The following is a 17,094-nucleotide window of genomic DNA, read 5'->3' on the forward strand; positions in this document are numbered from 1 at the left end:
CATGACCAACGAAGAAAAACGTCGCAGCAATGTGCGCCTGGGCCTGATTCTGGGCACGGTTGCACTGGTGTTTTTCCTCGGGTTCATGGCCAGGGTGGCCCTGCTGTCGGGCGCTTTCCGATGAGCGACACGCTGAAGGTCAGGGGTCTGCAGCGCGACAACAAGCGCATGCTGGGCAAGCTGTGCGTCATCGCTGCGGTGATGTTCGGCTTCGGCTATGCGCTGGTGCCGATGTACCAGTCGATCTGCGAAGCACTGGGGATCAACATCCTCAGCCGCAACGAGTCGCTGGTCACCGGCAAGTCCGGGGCCGGCAACTTCAACACCCAGATCGATACCAGCCGCACCATCACGGTCGAGTTCGACGCCAACGCCCGTGGCCCGTGGGACTTCAAGCCTGCCCAGTCCTCTGTCCGGGTCCACCCGGGCGAAGTGACCACGGTGATGTACGAGTTCCGCAACGTCCAGAACCGCACGATGTCCGCGCAGGCCATTCCCAGCTACGCACCGCAGCAGGCGATGGCGCACTTCAACAAGCTGGAGTGCTTCTGCTTCAATCAGTACACGCTGGCGCCGGGCGAATCGAAGAAATGGCCGGTGGTGTTCGTGATCGATCCGAAGCTGGCCAAGGACGTGACCACCATCACCCTGTCCTACACCTTCTTCGAAGTCGGTTCCAAGACCCCGGCAGCGCCCGTCACCGGTTCGGCTGTCCACGTGCAGCCACAAGGGGTGCGCTCATGAAGCAGGAAACACAACGCACGTCGGCGGACGATCTGCGCGATGCCGTCCAGCGCAAAAGCTCGTTTGGCCAAAGCATGAAAGCCGTGGCCTGGTCCTTCTTCGGCATCCGCCGTGGGGCCGACCACCAGAACGACGTCAACCAGCTCAACCCGGTCCACGTCATCCTGGCCGGTCTGCTCAGCGCAGCGCTGTTTGTCGGCCTGCTGGTGGCACTGGTCCGCTGGATTGCGGGCTGAGCAAGTCCAACACAACACCATTCGATATTCGCGACACGGATTCCAGGAGCAACGCATGTCGGCAACAACCAAGGGCGTAACGCCTTACTACTATGTCCCGGCGCCTTCGCGGCACCCGGTGATGACGGCCATCGGCCTGTTCTTCGTGATCCTGGGCGCGGGCCAATGGGTCAACGGACACGGCTGGGGTGCGTATGCGCTGCTGTTCGGCCTGCTATGGACCGTCTTCGTGCTGCGCCAGTGGTTCGGCGAAGCGGCTGGCGAGGCCGAGGGCGGCATGTTCAGCGCCCGTGTCGATGTCTCCTACCGCTGGAGCATGGCCTGGTTCATCTTTTCGGAGGTGATGTTCTTCGGTGCCTTCTTCGGCGCGCTGTATTGGGCCCGCACCCAATCAGTGCCGAGTCTGGGCAGCCTGGAAAACGCGATCCTGTGGCCAGACTTCAAGGGCTTCTGGCCGAGTTCGGTCGCTGGTGCCACTGCGTCGCCAGCGGGCATCGTCGAGCCGTTCCAGACCATGGGTCCGTGGCCGCTGCCGACCATCAACACCGCCCTGCTGCTGACCTCGGGCGTGACGCTGACGATCGCGCACCACGCGCTGATCGCCAACCAGCGCGCCAAGGCCATCGGCTGGATGTGGATCACCGTGCTGCTCGGCGCCACCTTCCTGGCCTGCCAAGGCTATGAATACGCCCACGCCTACTCCGAACTGAATCTCAAGCTCAGCTCCGGCGTCTATGGCTCGACCTTCTTCATGCTGACCGGCTTCCACGGATTCCACGTGTTCGTCGGCACCATCATGCTGCTGGTCATGACCATCCGCCTGATGAAGGGCCACTTCACGCCCGAGCGTCACTTCGGCTTCGAAGGCGCCGCCTGGTACTGGCACTTCGTGGACGTGGTCTGGCTGGGCCTGTACTTCATCGTCTACTGGATGTGATGAGGGAGCGGCGTCGGTTCACCCGACGCCCTGCCCGATACGCAAGAAACACAAAAGAGCGCTTCGGCGCTCTTTTTGTTGATCGCCGAGGCGCTTGGCCGCGTCAGCGTCCGATCGGCAACCCGGTCGGTTCGATCCAGCCCATGAAGTAGCTCAGCAGCACAAAAAGGAAGACACTGACCGAGAGGCCCACCCGGATCGCCAGTGCGCGGGCCATGCGGCCTTTGGGGGTCGGCTGGCCCTCCGGTCCGCGCTTGATCATGAAGAGACCTGCCGAAGCCAGGGCAACCAGAATGGCGACAAACGCCAGCGCGATGATGATTTTCATGATGCCGGATTATTCCACCCCTCCACCGCCGCCCGCTTCTCCATGACCCTGCCTCGACATCGACACCAGCGCTGGGTGATCCTGCTGGCGACGGCCATTGGCGTGGTCGGGACGGCACGGCTGGGCGTGTGGCAACTAGACCGGGCCACGGAAAAGGCCAGCCGGCAAGCCCTGCTCGACGAGCGTGTCCACCTGCCGGAGCTGACCGCGGCGGACCTGGCCCGCAGCACCGCCGAAGTTGACATGCAGACGCAGCGCCGCATCCGCCTGCAGGGCCGTTGGGTGGCACACGCCACCCGGTTCCTCGACAACCGGCCGATGGACGGCCGTGTCGGATTTCATGTGGTGACGCCACTGCAACTCGCAGACGGCACCGCTGTGCTGGTCGAGCGCGGCTGGGCGCCGCGCCACGCGCAACAGCGCGAGTTGCTGCCACCGGTGCAGACCCCCGAGGCCGACACCGTGACGGTCGTGGCCCGCATCATCCCCGCCCCATCGAGGCTGTTCGACTTCGGCGGCCTCGAAACCGGCCCCATCCGTCAGAATCTCGATATCGCCGCCGCTGCCCGCGAGTCCGGTCTGAGCCTGCGTCCGGTGGCGCTGCTGCAGACCGAAGGGCCGTCGGACGATGGCCTGTTGCGCCACTGGTCCACCCCGTCCGTCGGACTCGACAAGCACCACGGTTACGCCGCCCAGTGGTTCGCCCTCAGCGCCCTGATGGCAGGCCTGTATGTCTGGTTCCAACTCATCCGCCCGCGTAGACAGGCCGCTTCCCATGTCGAATGACACTTCGAACGCCGTTCAACCGCTGAACCTCTCGGTTCACGAACTGCCCTCCCCATCCACCGTGCTGGACGCGCCGCAGCGCACCCGCCTGGGCCGGCTCAAGATGGCGCTGATCCTGCTGGCCTGCGCCTCGCCGGTGATCGCGTCCTACTTCACCTTCTACGTGATTCGCCCAACGGGCCAGCCGGCGCACGGCGTGCTGGTCCAGCCACCGGTCGATATCCCGACCGCCGCCGCCCTGCCGCTGACCGACCTGCAGGGCAAGACCGTCGATCCGCGCAGCCTGCGCGACCAGTGGCTGCTGGTGGTCGTGGCGGACGGCGCCTGTGACGGCACCTGCGAAAAGCTGCTCTACGCCCAGCGCCAGTTGCGCGAAACCCTCGGCAAGGAAAAGGACCGGCTGGACCGCGTCTGGCTGGTCACGGGCGACCAGCCGCCCCGGGCTGACCTGCTGCCCGCGCTGGCCGAGGCGAGCGTGCTGCATGCGCCGCGCGAGGCAGTGGCGAACTGGCTGAAGCCGGCCGCAGGCGAGACCCTTTCGGCCCACCTCTACCTCGTCGATCCGATGGGCGTGTGGATGATGCGTTTTCCGGCCGCATTCGAGCCGGCCAAGGTCAAGCGCGACATCGAGCGTGTGCTGCGCGCCTCGACCTCGTGGGACCGTGCCGGGCGTGACCCCGCCATCGTCGGCCCAGCCGCCGCCTCTCGCTGACCATGCCGCCCACCGACCTGATCGACCTCGGCCCGCTGGCGCAGATCGCGCTGCTGGCCGCCGCGGTTGCCACGCTGCCGCTGTTGTGGTTGACGTGGCGCCACCGCGGCCAGACGGCGCCGCAGCGGCTGCGCGCCCTGACGCTGGTCACGCTGTTCCTGACCTTCGACCTCGTGCTGTTCGGCGCCTTCACGCGGCTGACCGACTCCGGCCTGGGCTGCCCGGACTGGCCCGGCTGCTACGGCAATTCCAGCCCGCTCGGCGCCATACACGCCATCACGCAGGCCGAAACCGCGATGCCCACCGGCCCCGTGACACACGGCAAAGCCTGGGTCGAGATGATCCACCGCTACCTCGCTTCGGGCGTGGGGCTGCTGCTGACGGTGCTGATGGTGTGGAGCGTGCTGGCCGTGCGCCGGCTGAAACGCAGCGACCCGGCGCTGGCGCGGCTGGTCTCACCCGGCTGGGCGGCGCTCACCTTCGTGTGGGTCTGCCTGCAAGGGGCGTTTGGTGCGCTGACGGTGACGATGAAGCTCTACCCGGCCATCGTCACGCTGCACCTGCTCGGCGGCATCGGCCTGCTCGCACTGCTCGCCGTGCAGACCCAGCGCCACGCACCGCAGGCACCGACACTGACCCTCACCCTGCGCATGGCGGCCTGGGCGGTGCTCGTCCTCGTCGTGGTGCAGGTGGCGCTGGGCGGCTGGGTCAGCACCAACTACGCCGTGTTGGCCTGCCAGGACGTGCCCACCTGCCAGGGCCAGTGGTGGCCGCCGATGGACTTCGACGCCGGCTTCACCCTGCGCCGCGGGCTCGGCGTGCAGGCCGACGGCAGCGCCCTGCCCTTCGCCGCGCTCACCGCCATCCACGTGGTCCACCGCCTCGGCGCCGTCATCGTGCTGAGTGCCTTGCTGCTGCTGGCAGCGGCGCTGCGCCAGCCTGCGCCCCGCTACGCCCGTGGCCTGTTCGCCGTCGCCGCGCTGCAAACGCTCACCGGCCTGTCCAACATCGTGCTCGGCTGGCCGTTGCTGGCCGCCGTGGCGCACACTGGCGGCGCTGCCGCACTGGTCGCGCTGCTGGCCGCCTTGCTGGCCCACAGCCGCTCCTCTCACCCCTTGTCCGCTGCCCCGCCCCGATGAACGCCACCACCCTCACCCCGACCACGCCGCGCCTGTCGCGCTGGCGCCAGTACGTCGCGCTGACCAAGCCGCGGGTCGTGCAGCTCATCGTCTTCTGCGCGGCGATCGGCATGCTGCTGGCCATTCCCGGTGCGCCGCGCTGGGCCGATGTCGTCACTGCGCTGCTGGCCACTGCCGGCATCTGGCTGGTGGCGAGCGCCGCGGCCGCGTTCAACTGCCTGATCGAGCAGAAGATCGACGCCAGCATGAAGCGCACCTCCTGGCGCCCCACCGCCAACGGCGACCTGAGCCAGTCGCAGGCGCTGCTGTTCTCCGCCGTGCTGTGCTCGGCGGGCATGGCGCTGCTGTATTTCAAGGTCAATCCGCTGACAGCGTGGCTGACCTTCGGCACCTTCGTCGGCTACGCGGTGGTCTACACCGTGATCCTCAAACCGATGACGCCGCAGAACATCGTCATCGGCGGCGCCTCGGGCGCCATGCCACCGGTGCTGGGCTGGGCGGCACTGACGGGGGATGTGGGGCCGGAGGCGATCGCGCTGTTCCTGATCATCTTCCTGTGGACCCCGCCGCACTTCTGGGCGCTGGCGCTCTACCGCGCCGAGGACTACGCCCGCGCCGGCCTGCCGATGCTGCCGGTGACCCACGGCAACGAGTTCACCCGGCTGCAGATCCTGCTCTACACCTTCATCCTGTTCGCCGCGACGCTGCTGCCGTTCGTGCAAGGGATGAGCGGCTGGCTGTACCTCGCCGCCGCCGTGGTGCTGGGCGGGCGCTTCATCCACTACGCCGTTCGCCTGCGCCGCGAATACTCCGAAGCCCTCGCCCGCGAGACCTTCCGCTTCTCGATCTGGCACCTGTCGCTGCTGTTCGCCGCGCTGCTGATCGACCACTACCTGAGGCCCTGGCTGTGAACGTGACTGCACCCGCTCGACGACTGATCCTGACCGCCAGCGTGCTGGCTTGCCTGGGTACGCTGAGTGCGTGCGACAAGGCCACGCCGCCCCCGAGCTTCAAGTCGCTCGACATCACCGGCGCCGAGTACGCCCGCAAGCTCGCGCTGACCGACGCCAACGGCCAGCCCTTCCTGCTGTCGAGCCTCAAGGGCAAGGCGGTGGTGGTCTTCTTCGGCTACACGCAGTGCCCGGACGTGTGCCCGACCACGCTGACCAACCTCGCCGAAACCCAGCGCCTGCTCGGCACGGACGGCGACAAGCTGGTCGGCGTGTTCGTCACCGTCGATCCGAAGCGCGACACCGCGAACCTGCTGAAGTCCTACGTCGGCGCGTTCAACCCGAACTGGGTCGCGCTGCGCGGCACGCCGGACGAGGTCGCCGCCGCCGCCAAGGAGTTCAAGATCTTCTACCGCGAAGTGCCCGGCAAGACCGAGACCAGCTACACCGTGGACCACACCGCCGCGTCGTTCGTCTTCGATCCACAAGGTCAGGTGCGCCTCTATGTCCGCCACGCCACGCCGCCTGCAGACCTGGCGGCGGACGTGAAGATCCTGCTGGCACCCCGCTGACGCTCCTCAGCGCACGCCCAGCGTCTCCCACCGCTCCATCAGCGCCAGCAGCGCGTCGTCGATCACGGCATGGCGCGCGTGCGCCTCGGCGACCTTGTCGGCCGGACCCGCGTACAGCGCGGTGCCGGCGAGCGCCTCGTTCAACGCTGCCTGCTCCGCTTCGAGCGCAGCGATCTGGGCCGGCAGCGCGTCCAGCTCACGCTGTTCCTTGTAGCTCAGCTTGCGGTTGGCGACGGCGGGTGCAGCCACGGGTGCGGCTGCAGCGGCCACGGCCTTCGCCGGCGTCGGGGCGGGGGCATTGCGCGCCGCCTTGGCCGCCATCGCCGCCGCCCGCTGCGACTGCAGGATCCAATCCTCGACGCTGCCTTCGTACTCGCGCCAGTTGCCGTCGCCTTCGCTGACGATGGTGCTCGTCACCACCGCGTCGAGGAAACGCCGGTCGTGGCTGACCAGGAACACGGTGCCGCTGAAGTTCTGCAGCAGGTCTTCCAGCAGCTCCAGCGTCTCGATGTCGAGGTCGTTGGTCGGCTCGTCGAGCACCAGCACGTTCGCCGGCCGCGCGAACAGCCGCGCCAGCAGCAGCCGGTTGCGCTCGCCGCCCGAGAGGCTGCGCACCGGGGAATTGGCCCGCGCCGGCGAGAACAGGAAATCGCCGAGGTAGCTCATCACGTGCTTGCGCGCGTTGCCGATCTCGATCCACTCGCTGCCGGGGCTGATGGTGTCGGCCAGGGTGGCGTCGAGGTCGAGCGCCTCGCGCATCTGGTCGAAGTAGGCGACCTGCAGCAGCGTGCCGAGCTTGACCGTGCCGCTGTCCGGCTCAAGTGCGCCGAGGATCATCTTCAGCAGCGTCGTCTTGCCCGCGCCGTTCGGCCCGATCAGGCCGACCTTGTCGCCGCGCAGGATCGTCCCGGTGAAGCCGCGCACGATGGTGCGGTCGCCGTAGGACTTGGTGGCGTCCTCCAGCTCGGCGACGATCTTGCCGCTGCGCGAGCTGGCATCGACTTCGAGCCGCACCTTGCCCACCACGTCGCGCCGCGCCGCGCGCTGGTCACGCAGGGCGGTCAGGCGGTTGATGCGGCTGACGCTGCGGGTGCGGCGGGCTTCGACGCCCCGGCGGATCCAGACCTCTTCCTGCGCCAGCAGCTTGTCGAAGCGGGCGTTGAAGAGCGACTCGTCTTCGAGTTCGCGGGCCTTGGTCGCCTCGTAGGTGGTGAAGCTGCCGGGGTAGCTGCGGATCTGGCCGCGGTCGAGTTCGAGGATGCGCGTCGAGACCGCGTCCAGAAACGCCCGGTCGTGGGTGATCAGCAGCACCGCGCCGCGGAACGAGATCAGCAAGTCCTGTAGCCAGATGATCGACTCCAGGTCCAGGTGGTTGGTCGGCTCGTCGAGCAGCAGCACATCGGGTGCGGCCACCAGCGCCTGCGCCAGCGCCACCCTCTTGCGCAGACCGCCTGACAAGGCATCGACCTGCTGGTCCGCGGTGAGCTTGAGCCGCTCCAGCGTTTCATCGACCCGCTGCTCCCAGGTCCAGCCATCGACGGCCTCGATCTGGCTCTGCAGCGCGTCCAGATCGTCGCCTTCGGCGTGGGCCTCGTAGCGTTCGCGCAAGGACTTGGCCTCGGCCACTCCGACGCTGACCGCATCGAACACGCTGATGCCCGGCTCGAACTGCGGCTCCTGCGGCACGTAGTAGCGGCGCACATTGGTCTGCACCTGCAGCGTGCCGTCGTCGGGCAGCTCCAGGCCGGCGAGGATTTTCAGCAGCGAGGACTTGCCGGTGCCGTTGCGGCCGATGAGGCCGATGCGTTCGCCGCTCTCCAGCGACATCGCGGCGTGGTCGAGCAGCGCCACATGCCCGTAGGCGAGGCTGGCGTCAAGAAGGGTAAGGAGGGCCATGGGGAGTTTTCTGGGGAATCGGACATTATCGGCCCCGGCCTTCGATTGACCCATTCGCGTCACAGCAGCTTGTTACCGTGCAGGCGCCACGCGGTCGCTACACTGCGCCCAAGACCGCAAGTTTTCGTGACGTATTTCTCAATGTACGCCATGTAACCATCCCCAATTCAGCCGTGCCGCTCAGGAGACCGGGTGTGAGTGTCAGCAAGTTCGATGTGTCGTTTCCCCTGGACCGGCTGGCGGCCGACATGCCGGGTGGCCTGAGTCTGGACAACCTCGGCACGCTCGGCAGCGAGCTGGCGCTGTGGCCAATCCAGGCCCTACGCGGCGCGGACCCGATCATGGGGCTGGCGGTGCTGATGATCGTGGCGCTGCTGGCCGGCGAGGCGGTCCACCGCATGACGCGGCTGCCGCGGGCCCTGGGCGCGATGCTGGTGGGCGCCCTCGCCAGCCCGCTGGCGCTGAGCCTGGTGGCACGTGCCGAGCTGGACCCGTGGAAGCCGCTGCTGGACCTGGCGGTCGGACTGCTGGTGTTCGAGCTGGGCAGCCGCATCCGCCCGCGCTGGCTGATCGACAACCCGTGGCTCACCGTGAAGTGTCTGGCCGAGGCACTGGTCACGGGCGCAGCGGTGACGACGGTACTGGTATGGATGGGCGTGTCGCTGTCGTCCGCGGCGCTGGCCGGGGCGGTGGCGATGGCCAGCTCGCCGGTGATCACCATGACCGTGCTCAACGAACTCAAGCCGCGGGGTCAGGTGAGCGACCGCCTGCTGATGATGACGGCGGTGAACACGGTCTGCGCCGTGCTGGCCCTGACGGCGTGGCGGGTGTTGACCACGCTGGACTCGGATGGCTTCGAGTGGCAGCCGGCGCTGGCCGGGGCGCTCTACACGCTGTGTGGCTCCTACCTGCTCGGCGCCGTGAGTGGCTTGCTGCTGGAGCGGCTGAGCCGGCAGATCCAGGGGTCGGGACTGGCGGCGCTGCAGCTCGCGCTGGTGGTGCTGGCGGCGATGCTGGCGGCGCAGTTCACGTTCTCGCCGCTGCTGGCCCTGCTGATCGCCGGCATGGTGGCACGGGCACGCATGGGCCACCGGCTGCGCGTGGAGCCGCAGCTCGGCAGTGGCGGCGCGGCGCTGACGCTGCTGCTGCTGGTGACGCTGGGGCTGCTGTCCACGCTGGAGGGGCTGATCGACCTGCTGCCGCTGGTGGCCGCGATCATCGGGACACGCTTGCTGGCCAAGACCGGCACCGTGCTGCTGCTGGCGCGGCCGAGCGGGCTGGGCTGGCGGCAGGCGCTCGGGCTGGGGCTGGCGTTGCAGCCGGCGTCGAGTCTGGCGGTGCTGCTGACCGGCAACACGCTGGGCTGGCCGAGCGCGCTGCCGCTGCCGGACTCGACGCTGCTGCAGGCGCTGCTGATCGCGCTGACGCTGATGCAGTTGAGCGGGCCGGTCTGGCTGCAGCTCGGGCTGTGCAAGGTGGCCCGCGAGACCTGCAGCAACGCGCCCCGCTGACCCGCAGACGCCCCGACCCGACACGAGGAACCCACCCATGCCCTTGCAGGATTTTGCCCTCTCCGAGTCATTGACCATCGGCGTCGAGCTGGAGCTGCAGCTCATCTCCACGCATGACCACGACCTCATCCCGCAGGCGCAGGATCTGCTGCGTGAAACCGCCCGCCACACCGGTGCCTGGGACATCAAGCCCGAGATCACGCGCTCGATGATCGAGATCGGCACGTCCATCCAGCGCGAACACACCCCGCTGGTGGCCGAGCTGCGCGACATGCGCGACCAGCTCGTGCGGGCGGCGCGGCGGCTGAACATCGAGATCGCCGGTGGCGGCACCCACGCCTTCCAGCACTGGAGCGAGCAGCAGATCTACCCGGGCGAGCGCTTCCACTACATCAGCGACCTCTACGGTTACCTCGCCAAGCAGTTCACCGTCTTCGGCCAGCACGTCCACGTCGGTTGCCCGAACGGCGACGACGCGCTCTGGCTGCTGCACGCACTGTCGCGCTACGTGCCGCACTTCATCGCACTGTCCGCGTCCTCGCCGTTCGTGCAGGGCCACGACACCGGCTTCGACTCTGCGCGGCTGAACTCGGTGTTCGCTTTTCCGCTGTCGGGGCGGGCGCCGTTCGTGCGGAGCTGGGATGAGTTCGGCGGCTACTTCGACAAGATGACCGCCACCGGCGTGGTCAAGTCGATGAAGGATTTCTACTGGGACATCCGCCCCAAGCCCGAGTACGGCACGATCGAGCTGCGGGTGTGCGACACGCCGCTGACGGTGGAGAAGGCGGCGGCGCTGGCGTGTTACCTGCAGGCGATCTGCCGCTACCTGATCGAGGAGCGGCCGTTCGAGCCGGTGGAGGATGACTACCTCGTCTACACCTACAACCGCTTCCAGGCCTGCCGCTTCGGACTGCAGGGCGAGATCGTCAACCCGCAGACCAAGGAGCGCGGCAAGCTGCGCGACGACATCGTGCGCACGCTGGCGCGGGTCGAGACGCACGCAGTCGATCTGAAGTCATGGGACGCCTGCCAGTTGCTGCGCGAGTCGCTCGGCGAAGGCAACGACGCGCAGTGGCTGCGGCGGCAGCGGGCGGAGGATGCGCCACTGTCGGAGGTAGTGGAAGCAGCGGCACGGCGCTGGGCGCACAGCCCTTCGGCGGCGCGCTAGCCACAACGCCGCCGCCACCCAGTTCAGGGCAATGCCCGGCGGCGCCAGCCAAAGACAGCGCCAGCCAGCCCCACGACCCACAGCGGCCACAGCCCGAAGCGCCCCACCCACCAGGCGAACGGCGTCGTGCCCTCTCGCCCCTGCACCCGCGCCTCCAGCACGCCGCGCACATGCGGCGCGAGCCGGTGTGTCACCACCCCGCGGTGGTTGATGGCCACCGTTGCGCCCGTGTTGGTGGCGCGCACCATCGGCCGCTGCAGCTCCAGCGTGCGCAGCCGCGAGATCAGCAGGTGCTGGTCCACTGCGATCGACTCGCCGAACCAGCCGATGTTGCTGACGTTCGCCAGCACGGTTGGCGCCGTCGCAGCGTCCACGAACCGCGCGGCCAGCTCCTCGCCAAACAGATCCTCGTAGCAGATGTTCGGCCCGACCCGTTCCGGGCCGACCACAAACGACGGCGCCACGAGCGGTCCGCGGGCAAAGTCGCCGAGCGGCATCTGCATCATGTCGACGAACCAGCGAAAGCCGAGCGGGATGAATTCGCCAAAGGGCACGAGGTGGTGCTTGTCGTAGCGGTAGAACGACTTGCCCTCCCCGGCGCCCAGCCCTGCCACCGAGTTGGTGTAGCCACGCTCGGCGTCGCCCAGCGGCACGCCGATCAGCGCACGGGTAGGCCCCTGTCCGAAGTGCGCCTGCAGCCCGTCCCAGAGGCCCTGCGGCAGTTGCGCGGGCAGCAGCGGGATGGCGGTCTCTGGCGCGACCACCAGATCGGCCTTCGACGCCAGCAGCGCCTTGAGGTGCCAGTCGAGGGTCTCGGGCAGTCGGCTGAAGTCGAACTTCTCGTCCTGCGGCACATTGCCCTGCAGCAGGGTCACCGAGAGTTCGCCCCGCGCTCGGGTGAATTCGCCGCCGCTCCAGGCAGGCAGCAGCGCCAGCGCACTGATGAGCATTGCGGCGCCCAGACGCCCGGCAAGACCCGTCGACGCCACTCCGCGCTGCACCAACAGGCCCAGCATGGCCGACACCGCACCGATGCCGTACACGCCGACCCACGGCGCCAGCGCAGCCAGCGGCCCGTCCACATGCGCGTAGCCGGCCGCGCCCCACGGAAACCCGGTGAAGATCTGCGCCCGCGCCAGCTCGGCCAGCAGCCACAAGGCCGCCCACAGAAGCAGGTCAGACCAGATCTGGCCGCTGCGCCAGCGCACGAACAGCGCGGTTGCCACGGCCAGGTACACCGACAGTGCCACCGCCAGCAACGCCACTGCCAGCACGGAGAGCCAGGCCGGCAGGTGCCCGTAGCGGTACAGGCTGATGAAGAGCCACCAGAACGTGCCGCCCAGCCAGCCCGCACCGAACGCCCCACCGACCAGCCAGGCACGCGGCCGAGGCACGGCGCTGACGAGGGCCAGCAGCACAGCCACGGACAACACCTGCAACCAACCGCGCGCCACCGGTGCCATCGACCACGCCTGCGCACCACCAGCGAGCACAGCCACCGCGACCAGCCCGAGCAGCCGCGTGCGCGCTGACATCCGCTCAACCACCGGCCATCTCGTCCAGCGACAGGCGCACCACCTTGAACCAGCGCACTGCGCCGCCCCGGGTCAGCATCACCGAGAAGCGCAGCGGGCCGACATCGACCACCTCACCGCGTCGCGGCACCCGACCGTTGCGGTGCGCGACAAGTCCACCGATGGTTTCGATGCCGTCCTCGGACAATTGGATCGCGAAATGGGCGTTGACCGCCTCGATCGACGCATCGCCCGGCACCCGACAACTGCCGTCTGCCAGCGTGTACAGCCCGGACTCGCCCACCTTGTCGTCGAACTCGTCCTCGATCTCGCCGACGATCTCCTCCAGCACATCCTCGATCGTGATCAACCCGGCCAGCGCGCCGAACTCGTCGATGACGATGGCCAGATGATTGCGGTTCGAGCGGAAGTCACGCAGCAACTCGTTCAGACCCTTCGACTCGGGCACGAACAGCGCCGGCCGCAGCAGCGTGCGCAGGTGCAGGTCGGGCGAACGCTGGACCTTGAGCAAGTCCTTGGACATCAGCACACCAATGATGTTGTCGCGCTCACCTTCGTACACAGGGAACCTGGAGTGTCCGGTGTCGATGACGCTGGCGAGTACCTCGTCGTAGGTCGAGGCGATGTCGAGCAGGTCCATCCGGGGGGCTGCCACCAGCGCGTCGCCGGCCGTCAGATCGGCCATGCGCAACACGCCTTCGAGCATCGAGCGTGATTCCGGGTCGATCAGCTCGCGCTTCTCGGCGTCGGCCAGCGTCTCCAGAAGCTCGTCCCGGGAGTCGGGGCCGGGGGAAATGAATTCGATCACGCGCTCGAAGAGCGTGCGGTGATCGTGTGGAGTGGCCCGCCCCGACTCGCGGCCGAAACGGGAACTCTGCTGGGGTTCGGACACGATCAGGTGCCGGTAGTGATCATGTGCCGAGAATACCCGATGCGGGCACTTGCGAGGTACCGGGGCGACTCCCGGGGTCAGTACCGTGGCGGGCCGGATGCCTTGACACACCCGGGGGCTTGACAGACATTCGACAATCCGCTTTTGCCCTCGGCTTCTCGCCCACCATCCATGTCCACAGGCCTCATCCCCGCCACCATCCTCACCGGCTTTCTCGGCTCGGGCAAGACGACGCTGCTCAAGCGCATCCTGTCCGAGGCCCACGGCCAGAAGATCGCCGTGATCGAGAACGAGTTCGGCGAAGAGAACATCGACAACGACATCCTCGTCGGCGACACCGAGGAGCAGATCATCCAGCTGAGCAACGGCTGTGTCTGCTGCACGATTCGCGAGGATCTGCGCTCGACGCTGGCGGACCTGGCGATGAAGCGCCGCAAGGGCGAGCTGGTGTTCGACCGCGTGGTGATCGAGACCACCGGCCTGGCCGATCCGGGTCCGGTGGCGCAGACCTTCTTCATGGACGACGAGGTGGCCGAGAGCTACCTGCTCGACTCCATCCTGACGCTGGTGGACGCCGTGCATGCGCAGAAGCAGCTCGACGACCGCCAGGAAGCGCGCCGCCAGATCGGGTTCGCCGATCAGCTGTTCATCAGCAAGGCCGATCTGGTCGATGAAGCCACGCTCGACGCACTGTCGCACCGCCTCAAGCACATGAACCCGCGCGCACCGCAGCGCCGCGTCAACTTCGGTGATGTGCCGATCGCCCAGGTGTTCGACCTGCACGGATTCAACCTGAACGCCAAGCTGGAGATCGACCCGGAGTTCCTGGCCGCCGCCGACCAGGGCCATGGCCACGGGAACCACGGTCACGACCATGGGCACGACCACGAACACGGCGAGCACTGCGACCACCCGCACCACCATCACCACGACGACGACGTCAAGTCCTTCGTCTTCCGCTCGCACAAGGCCTTCAACCCGGCCAGGCTGGAGGACTTCCTCGGCTCCATCGTGCAGATCTACGGCCCGAAGATGCTGCGTTACAAGGGCGTGCTGAACATGAAGGGCACCGACCGCAAGGTCATCTTCCAGGGCGTGCACCAGCTGATGGGCAGCGACCTCGGCCCCAAGTGGATGCCCGGCGAGAAGCGCCAGAGCAAGATGGTGTTCATCGGCATCGACCTGCCCGGCGAGGTGTTCCAGCAAGGTCTGACGAAGTGTCTGGTGTGAAACGCCGCACGTGGGGGTTCGCCCCCGCAGCCGGGCCTCAGGCACACGTGGGCCCAGGTGGATACAATCCGCGCGCCCGGAATCGGCCCTGACAGGTGGCCGCCACGATTTCACCCTTGATTGCCACCCGAGTCTCCAATGTCCCAGAACGATCCCAAGACTGACCCGACCCTCGCCAATGCGTGGAAGACCAAAGCCGGCCGCGACCTGACAGACGCCGAGCTGATGGCCATGCCCGAGAGCGAGTACATGAGCGACCAGCAGCTCGACTTCTTTCGCGCAGGCCTGAAGAAGCAGAAGGACGACCTGCTGGCCAACGCCGGCGAGACGACCGAGCACCTGCGCGAGGACACCTCCATCGTTCCCGATCCGGCCGACCGTGCCACGATCGAGGAAGAACACGCGCTGGAGCTGCGCACCCGTGACCGCGAGCGCAAGCTGCTCAAGAAGATCACCCAGTCCCTGAGCCGCATCGAATCCGGCGACTATGGTTACTGTGATGAAACCGGCGAACCGATCGGCCTGGGGCGCCTGCTGGCACGCCCGACCGCTACACTGTCGCTGGAAGCGCAGCAGCGCAGGGAACTGAAACAAAAACTCTTCGGCGACTGAGCACACGGGCCCAGCCGCACCTCCAGACATGGCTGACCCCAAGGATCCTCCCAAGAGCGGTTTTTTCCGCAAGGTGGTGCGCTTCGCGCTCAACCCGACCACTGACTGGGCGGACCTGAACTCGGCCGGAACGGACAGCAAGGAAGACGACTACGCCAAGTCGGAACTCAAGGCGATGATCGAGCGCAAGCGGCGCAACGACTTCGTGCGCAAGCGCGAGTTCGACACTCTGCGCAAGATCCGCCGCGAAGGCCTGACCGGCGAAGGTCTGGCCGGACTCGACGGCCTGTCGCACCTCGACGACTCCGAGGTGCGCAGCCAGGACAGCTACGCCACGCGGCCTGACAGCGACGACGTCAAGGACAAGATCGACGCCATCGAGCGCCAGATGGTCGGCGAATCGAACGGCTCGGCGCCGCGGCGCAATGCGGCCGTGACGGTCGGGCGTCAGGTGCCTGTTGCCCGCACCGAATCCTTCTTCGGTGCGACGACCGCGCCGCAGGTGATGGCGACCCATCCGCAGCTCTCCGACGCCTTCAAGCCGACGACGCCGATGCAGATGGAGTCGGAACTCATCGGGTACGAAACCCATTCCCGCGGCATCTCGTTGCGGCCGATCTCAACACACTCCTCGACCCTCACGACCGGCGCGACCCGTCTGCCGCCCCCCAGTCGCATCAGCAGCGTCCACGGCCCGATGGACGACACGCCGCCGCACAGTGTCGAGGTCACCGAACTGGCGCACGATCCCGACCTCGACGAAGCGGTGATCGCCTTCGCCAACGCCGATTTCGAACTCTGCGAGCGCTCGCTGCACAGCCTCGTCAGCCTGAGCGGCCAGCGTGCCCAGCACGCCGAGACCTGGTACGCGCTGTTTGACCTCTACCGCGCCATCGGCCAGCAGCTCAAGTTCGAGTCGCTGGCGCTGGACTACACCCAGCGCTTCGGCTGGTCGCCACCCCAGTGGTATTCACTGCCACGGCTGGTGGCGGACGCCGTGGCCAGCGAGCGTGCGCGCCCCACCCAGCGCGGCAACAGCCAGTTCGACGGCACTGTCGGCTGGGTAGCACCCGATTTCATCGACGCGGATTCCGTGACGCAGCTGCGCTCGCAGCTCTTGCAGATGCCGCTGCCATGGGTGCTCGACTGGCGCCATGCCCGCCACATCGACGCACAAGCGGCCAGCGCCCTGCACCGGCTCCTGAAGGACTGGGCTGACGAGCCCATCGAGATGTGCTGGCTCGGCGGAGAGTCGCTGTTCGCACTGCTCGCGGATCTGTCGCCGACCGGCGTTCGGGATGCGGATCCGGCGTACTGGATGCTGCGCCTCGAAGCGATGCGTCTGACCCACCGGACGCTCGACTTCGACCAGGTCGCGATCGACTACTGCCTGACCTACGAGGTCTCGCCGCCCTCATGGACCTCGTCGCGCTGCGTGCTGCGGCTGTCCGACGAAACTGGACGGACGGTCGCGCCAGTCTCCAGTGTGGCCGAGGTGGTCACTGGTTTCATGGAATCCCAGACACCCGACGAAGGTCTGCTGGAGGTGGCCACAGTCGAGCTGAACGGGCAGCTCATCGGCGACATCGGCAACCTGCTGAAGGGCATGGACCTGCAGATCGGCAAATCGACGCTGATCCAGGTCTCTTGCGCGCGTCTGATCCGCGTCGATTTCATCGCGGCGGGTGACCTGCTGAACTGGGTGCTCTCGCGCCACTCCGAGGGGCGCAACGTCAACTTCATCGACGCCCACCGCCTGGTGGCGCTGTTCTGCGGCGCCATGGGCATCAGCGAACACGCCCGCGTCACCGTTCGGAAGTTTTGATCCTCCGGCCTGCCCGCAGCA

18 protein-coding genes are annotated in these 17,094 nt (G+C 67.5%); 14 read left to right on the top strand and 4 right to left on the bottom strand.

The window, feature by feature from the left end; genetic code table 11:
- The first annotated feature begins 1 nt into the window (after window position 1).
- The 4 genes from RMP06_RS15820 to RMP06_RS15835 are packed head-to-tail and all read left to right on the top strand — an operon-like array spanning window position 2 to window position 1,917.
- Window positions 2–124, top strand: a complete 123-nt coding sequence (locus tag RMP06_RS15820; protein ID WP_310462752.1) for a cytochrome oxidase small assembly protein — start codon at window positions 2–4, stop codon at window positions 122–124.
- Window positions 121–744: a cytochrome c oxidase assembly protein gene (locus tag RMP06_RS15825; RefSeq protein WP_310462753.1), complete on the top strand. Its 624-nt coding sequence runs from the start codon at window positions 121–123 to the stop codon at window positions 742–744. The genes RMP06_RS15820 and RMP06_RS15825 overlap by 4 nt, the downstream gene beginning before the upstream one ends.
- A complete protein-coding gene (locus RMP06_RS15830; RefSeq protein WP_310462754.1) occupies window positions 741–980 on the top strand; it encodes a DUF2970 domain-containing protein in 240 nt (79 codons plus the stop codon). The genes RMP06_RS15825 and RMP06_RS15830 overlap by 4 nt, the downstream gene beginning before the upstream one ends.
- Before the next feature lie 55 nt (window positions 981–1,035).
- Entirely contained in the window at window positions 1,036–1,917 is an 882-nt protein-coding gene (locus RMP06_RS15835; protein ID WP_310462755.1) for a cytochrome c oxidase subunit 3, read from the top strand.
- A 103-nt stretch (window positions 1,918–2,020) separates the two neighbouring features.
- On the opposite strand, the gene RMP06_RS15840 is transcribed toward RMP06_RS15835, so the two are convergent.
- Window positions 2,021–2,245: a twin transmembrane helix small protein gene (locus RMP06_RS15840; protein WP_310462756.1), complete on the bottom strand. Its 225-nt coding sequence runs from the start codon at window positions 2,243–2,245 to the stop codon at window positions 2,021–2,023.
- Between the two features lie 42 nt (window positions 2,246–2,287).
- Here RMP06_RS15840 and RMP06_RS15845 point away from each other — a divergent pair, with 42 nt between their 5' ends.
- Genes RMP06_RS15845 through RMP06_RS15865 form a run of 5 tightly spaced genes read left to right on the top strand, consistent with a single transcriptional unit; the run spans window position 2,288 to window position 6,404 of the window.
- Window positions 2,288–3,031, top strand: a complete 744-nt coding sequence (locus RMP06_RS15845) for an SURF1 family protein (protein ID WP_310462757.1) — start codon at window positions 2,288–2,290, stop codon at window positions 3,029–3,031.
- Window positions 3,021–3,743 (top strand): SCO family protein, encoded by a 723-nt coding sequence (locus RMP06_RS15850; protein ID WP_310462758.1) that lies wholly within the window; start codon window positions 3,021–3,023, stop codon window positions 3,741–3,743. The genes RMP06_RS15845 and RMP06_RS15850 overlap by 11 nt, the downstream gene beginning before the upstream one ends.
- A 2-nt stretch (window positions 3,744–3,745) precedes the next feature.
- Window positions 3,746–4,882, top strand: coding sequence for a COX15/CtaA family protein (locus tag RMP06_RS15855; RefSeq protein ID WP_310462759.1), 1,137 nt, complete (start codon window positions 3,746–3,748; stop codon window positions 4,880–4,882).
- Window positions 4,879–5,793, top strand: coding sequence for a heme o synthase (gene cyoE / locus RMP06_RS15860; protein ID WP_310462760.1), 915 nt, complete (start codon window positions 4,879–4,881; stop codon window positions 5,791–5,793). The genes RMP06_RS15855 and cyoE overlap by 4 nt, the downstream gene beginning before the upstream one ends.
- Window positions 5,794–5,795: 2 nt before the next feature.
- Complete coding sequence (locus RMP06_RS15865; protein ID WP_310462761.1) at window positions 5,796–6,404, top strand: SCO family protein; 609 nt, start codon at window positions 5,796–5,798, stop codon at window positions 6,402–6,404.
- A gap of 6 nt (window positions 6,405–6,410) precedes the next feature.
- Here the strand turns inward: RMP06_RS15865 and RMP06_RS15870 are convergent, their stop codons facing one another.
- A complete protein-coding gene (locus tag RMP06_RS15870; RefSeq protein WP_310462762.1) occupies window positions 6,411–8,300 on the bottom strand; it encodes an ABC-F family ATP-binding cassette domain-containing protein in 1,890 nt (629 codons plus the stop codon).
- 194 nt (window positions 8,301–8,494) lie between these two features.
- On the opposite strand from RMP06_RS15870, the gene RMP06_RS15875 reads away from it, so the two are divergent.
- Window positions 8,495–9,811, top strand: a complete 1,317-nt coding sequence (locus RMP06_RS15875) for a cation:proton antiporter (RefSeq protein WP_310462763.1) — start codon at window positions 8,495–8,497, stop codon at window positions 9,809–9,811.
- A gap of 37 nt (window positions 9,812–9,848) precedes the next feature.
- A complete protein-coding gene (locus RMP06_RS15880; RefSeq protein WP_310462764.1) occupies window positions 9,849–10,979 on the top strand; it encodes a YbdK family carboxylate-amine ligase in 1,131 nt (376 codons plus the stop codon).
- A 23-nt stretch (window positions 10,980–11,002) separates the two neighbouring features.
- On the opposite strand, the gene lnt is transcribed toward RMP06_RS15880, so the two are convergent.
- On the bottom strand, window positions 11,003–12,514 hold the full coding sequence (gene lnt, locus RMP06_RS15885) for an apolipoprotein N-acyltransferase (RefSeq protein WP_310462765.1): 1,512 nt from the start codon (window positions 12,512–12,514) through the stop codon (window positions 11,003–11,005).
- 4 nt (window positions 12,515–12,518) lie between these two features.
- Window positions 12,519–13,406 carry an HlyC/CorC family transporter gene (locus RMP06_RS15890; protein WP_310462766.1) on the bottom strand — a complete coding sequence of 296 codons (888 nt, stop codon included), beginning with the start codon at window positions 13,404–13,406 and terminating at the stop codon, window positions 12,519–12,521.
- Between the two features lie 171 nt (window positions 13,407–13,577).
- On the opposite strand from RMP06_RS15890, the gene RMP06_RS15895 reads away from it, so the two are divergent.
- The 3 genes from RMP06_RS15895 to RMP06_RS15905 all read left to right on the top strand — a co-directional run bounded on the left by RMP06_RS15895 (window position 13,578) and on the right by RMP06_RS15905 (window position 17,073).
- Window positions 13,578–14,636 (top strand): CobW family GTP-binding protein, encoded by a 1,059-nt coding sequence (locus RMP06_RS15895; RefSeq protein ID WP_310462767.1) that lies wholly within the window; start codon window positions 13,578–13,580, stop codon window positions 14,634–14,636.
- A 138-nt stretch (window positions 14,637–14,774) separates the two neighbouring features.
- Window positions 14,775–15,248, top strand: a complete 474-nt coding sequence (gene dksA, locus RMP06_RS15900; RefSeq protein WP_310462768.1) for an RNA polymerase-binding protein DksA — start codon at window positions 14,775–14,777, stop codon at window positions 15,246–15,248.
- Window positions 15,249–15,276: 28 nt separating this feature from the next.
- The gene (locus RMP06_RS15905) at window positions 15,277–17,073 is read left to right on the top strand and encodes a hypothetical protein (RefSeq protein WP_310462769.1); all 1,797 of its coding nucleotides are present in this window, start codon (window positions 15,277–15,279) and stop codon (window positions 17,071–17,073) included.
- Window positions 17,074–17,094 lie beyond the last annotated feature (21 nt).

Origin of the sequence: Sphaerotilus sp. (assembly GCF_031429695.1) — a bacterium.
Lineage (GTDB): Bacteria > Pseudomonadota > Gammaproteobacteria > Burkholderiales > Burkholderiaceae_C > Sphaerotilus.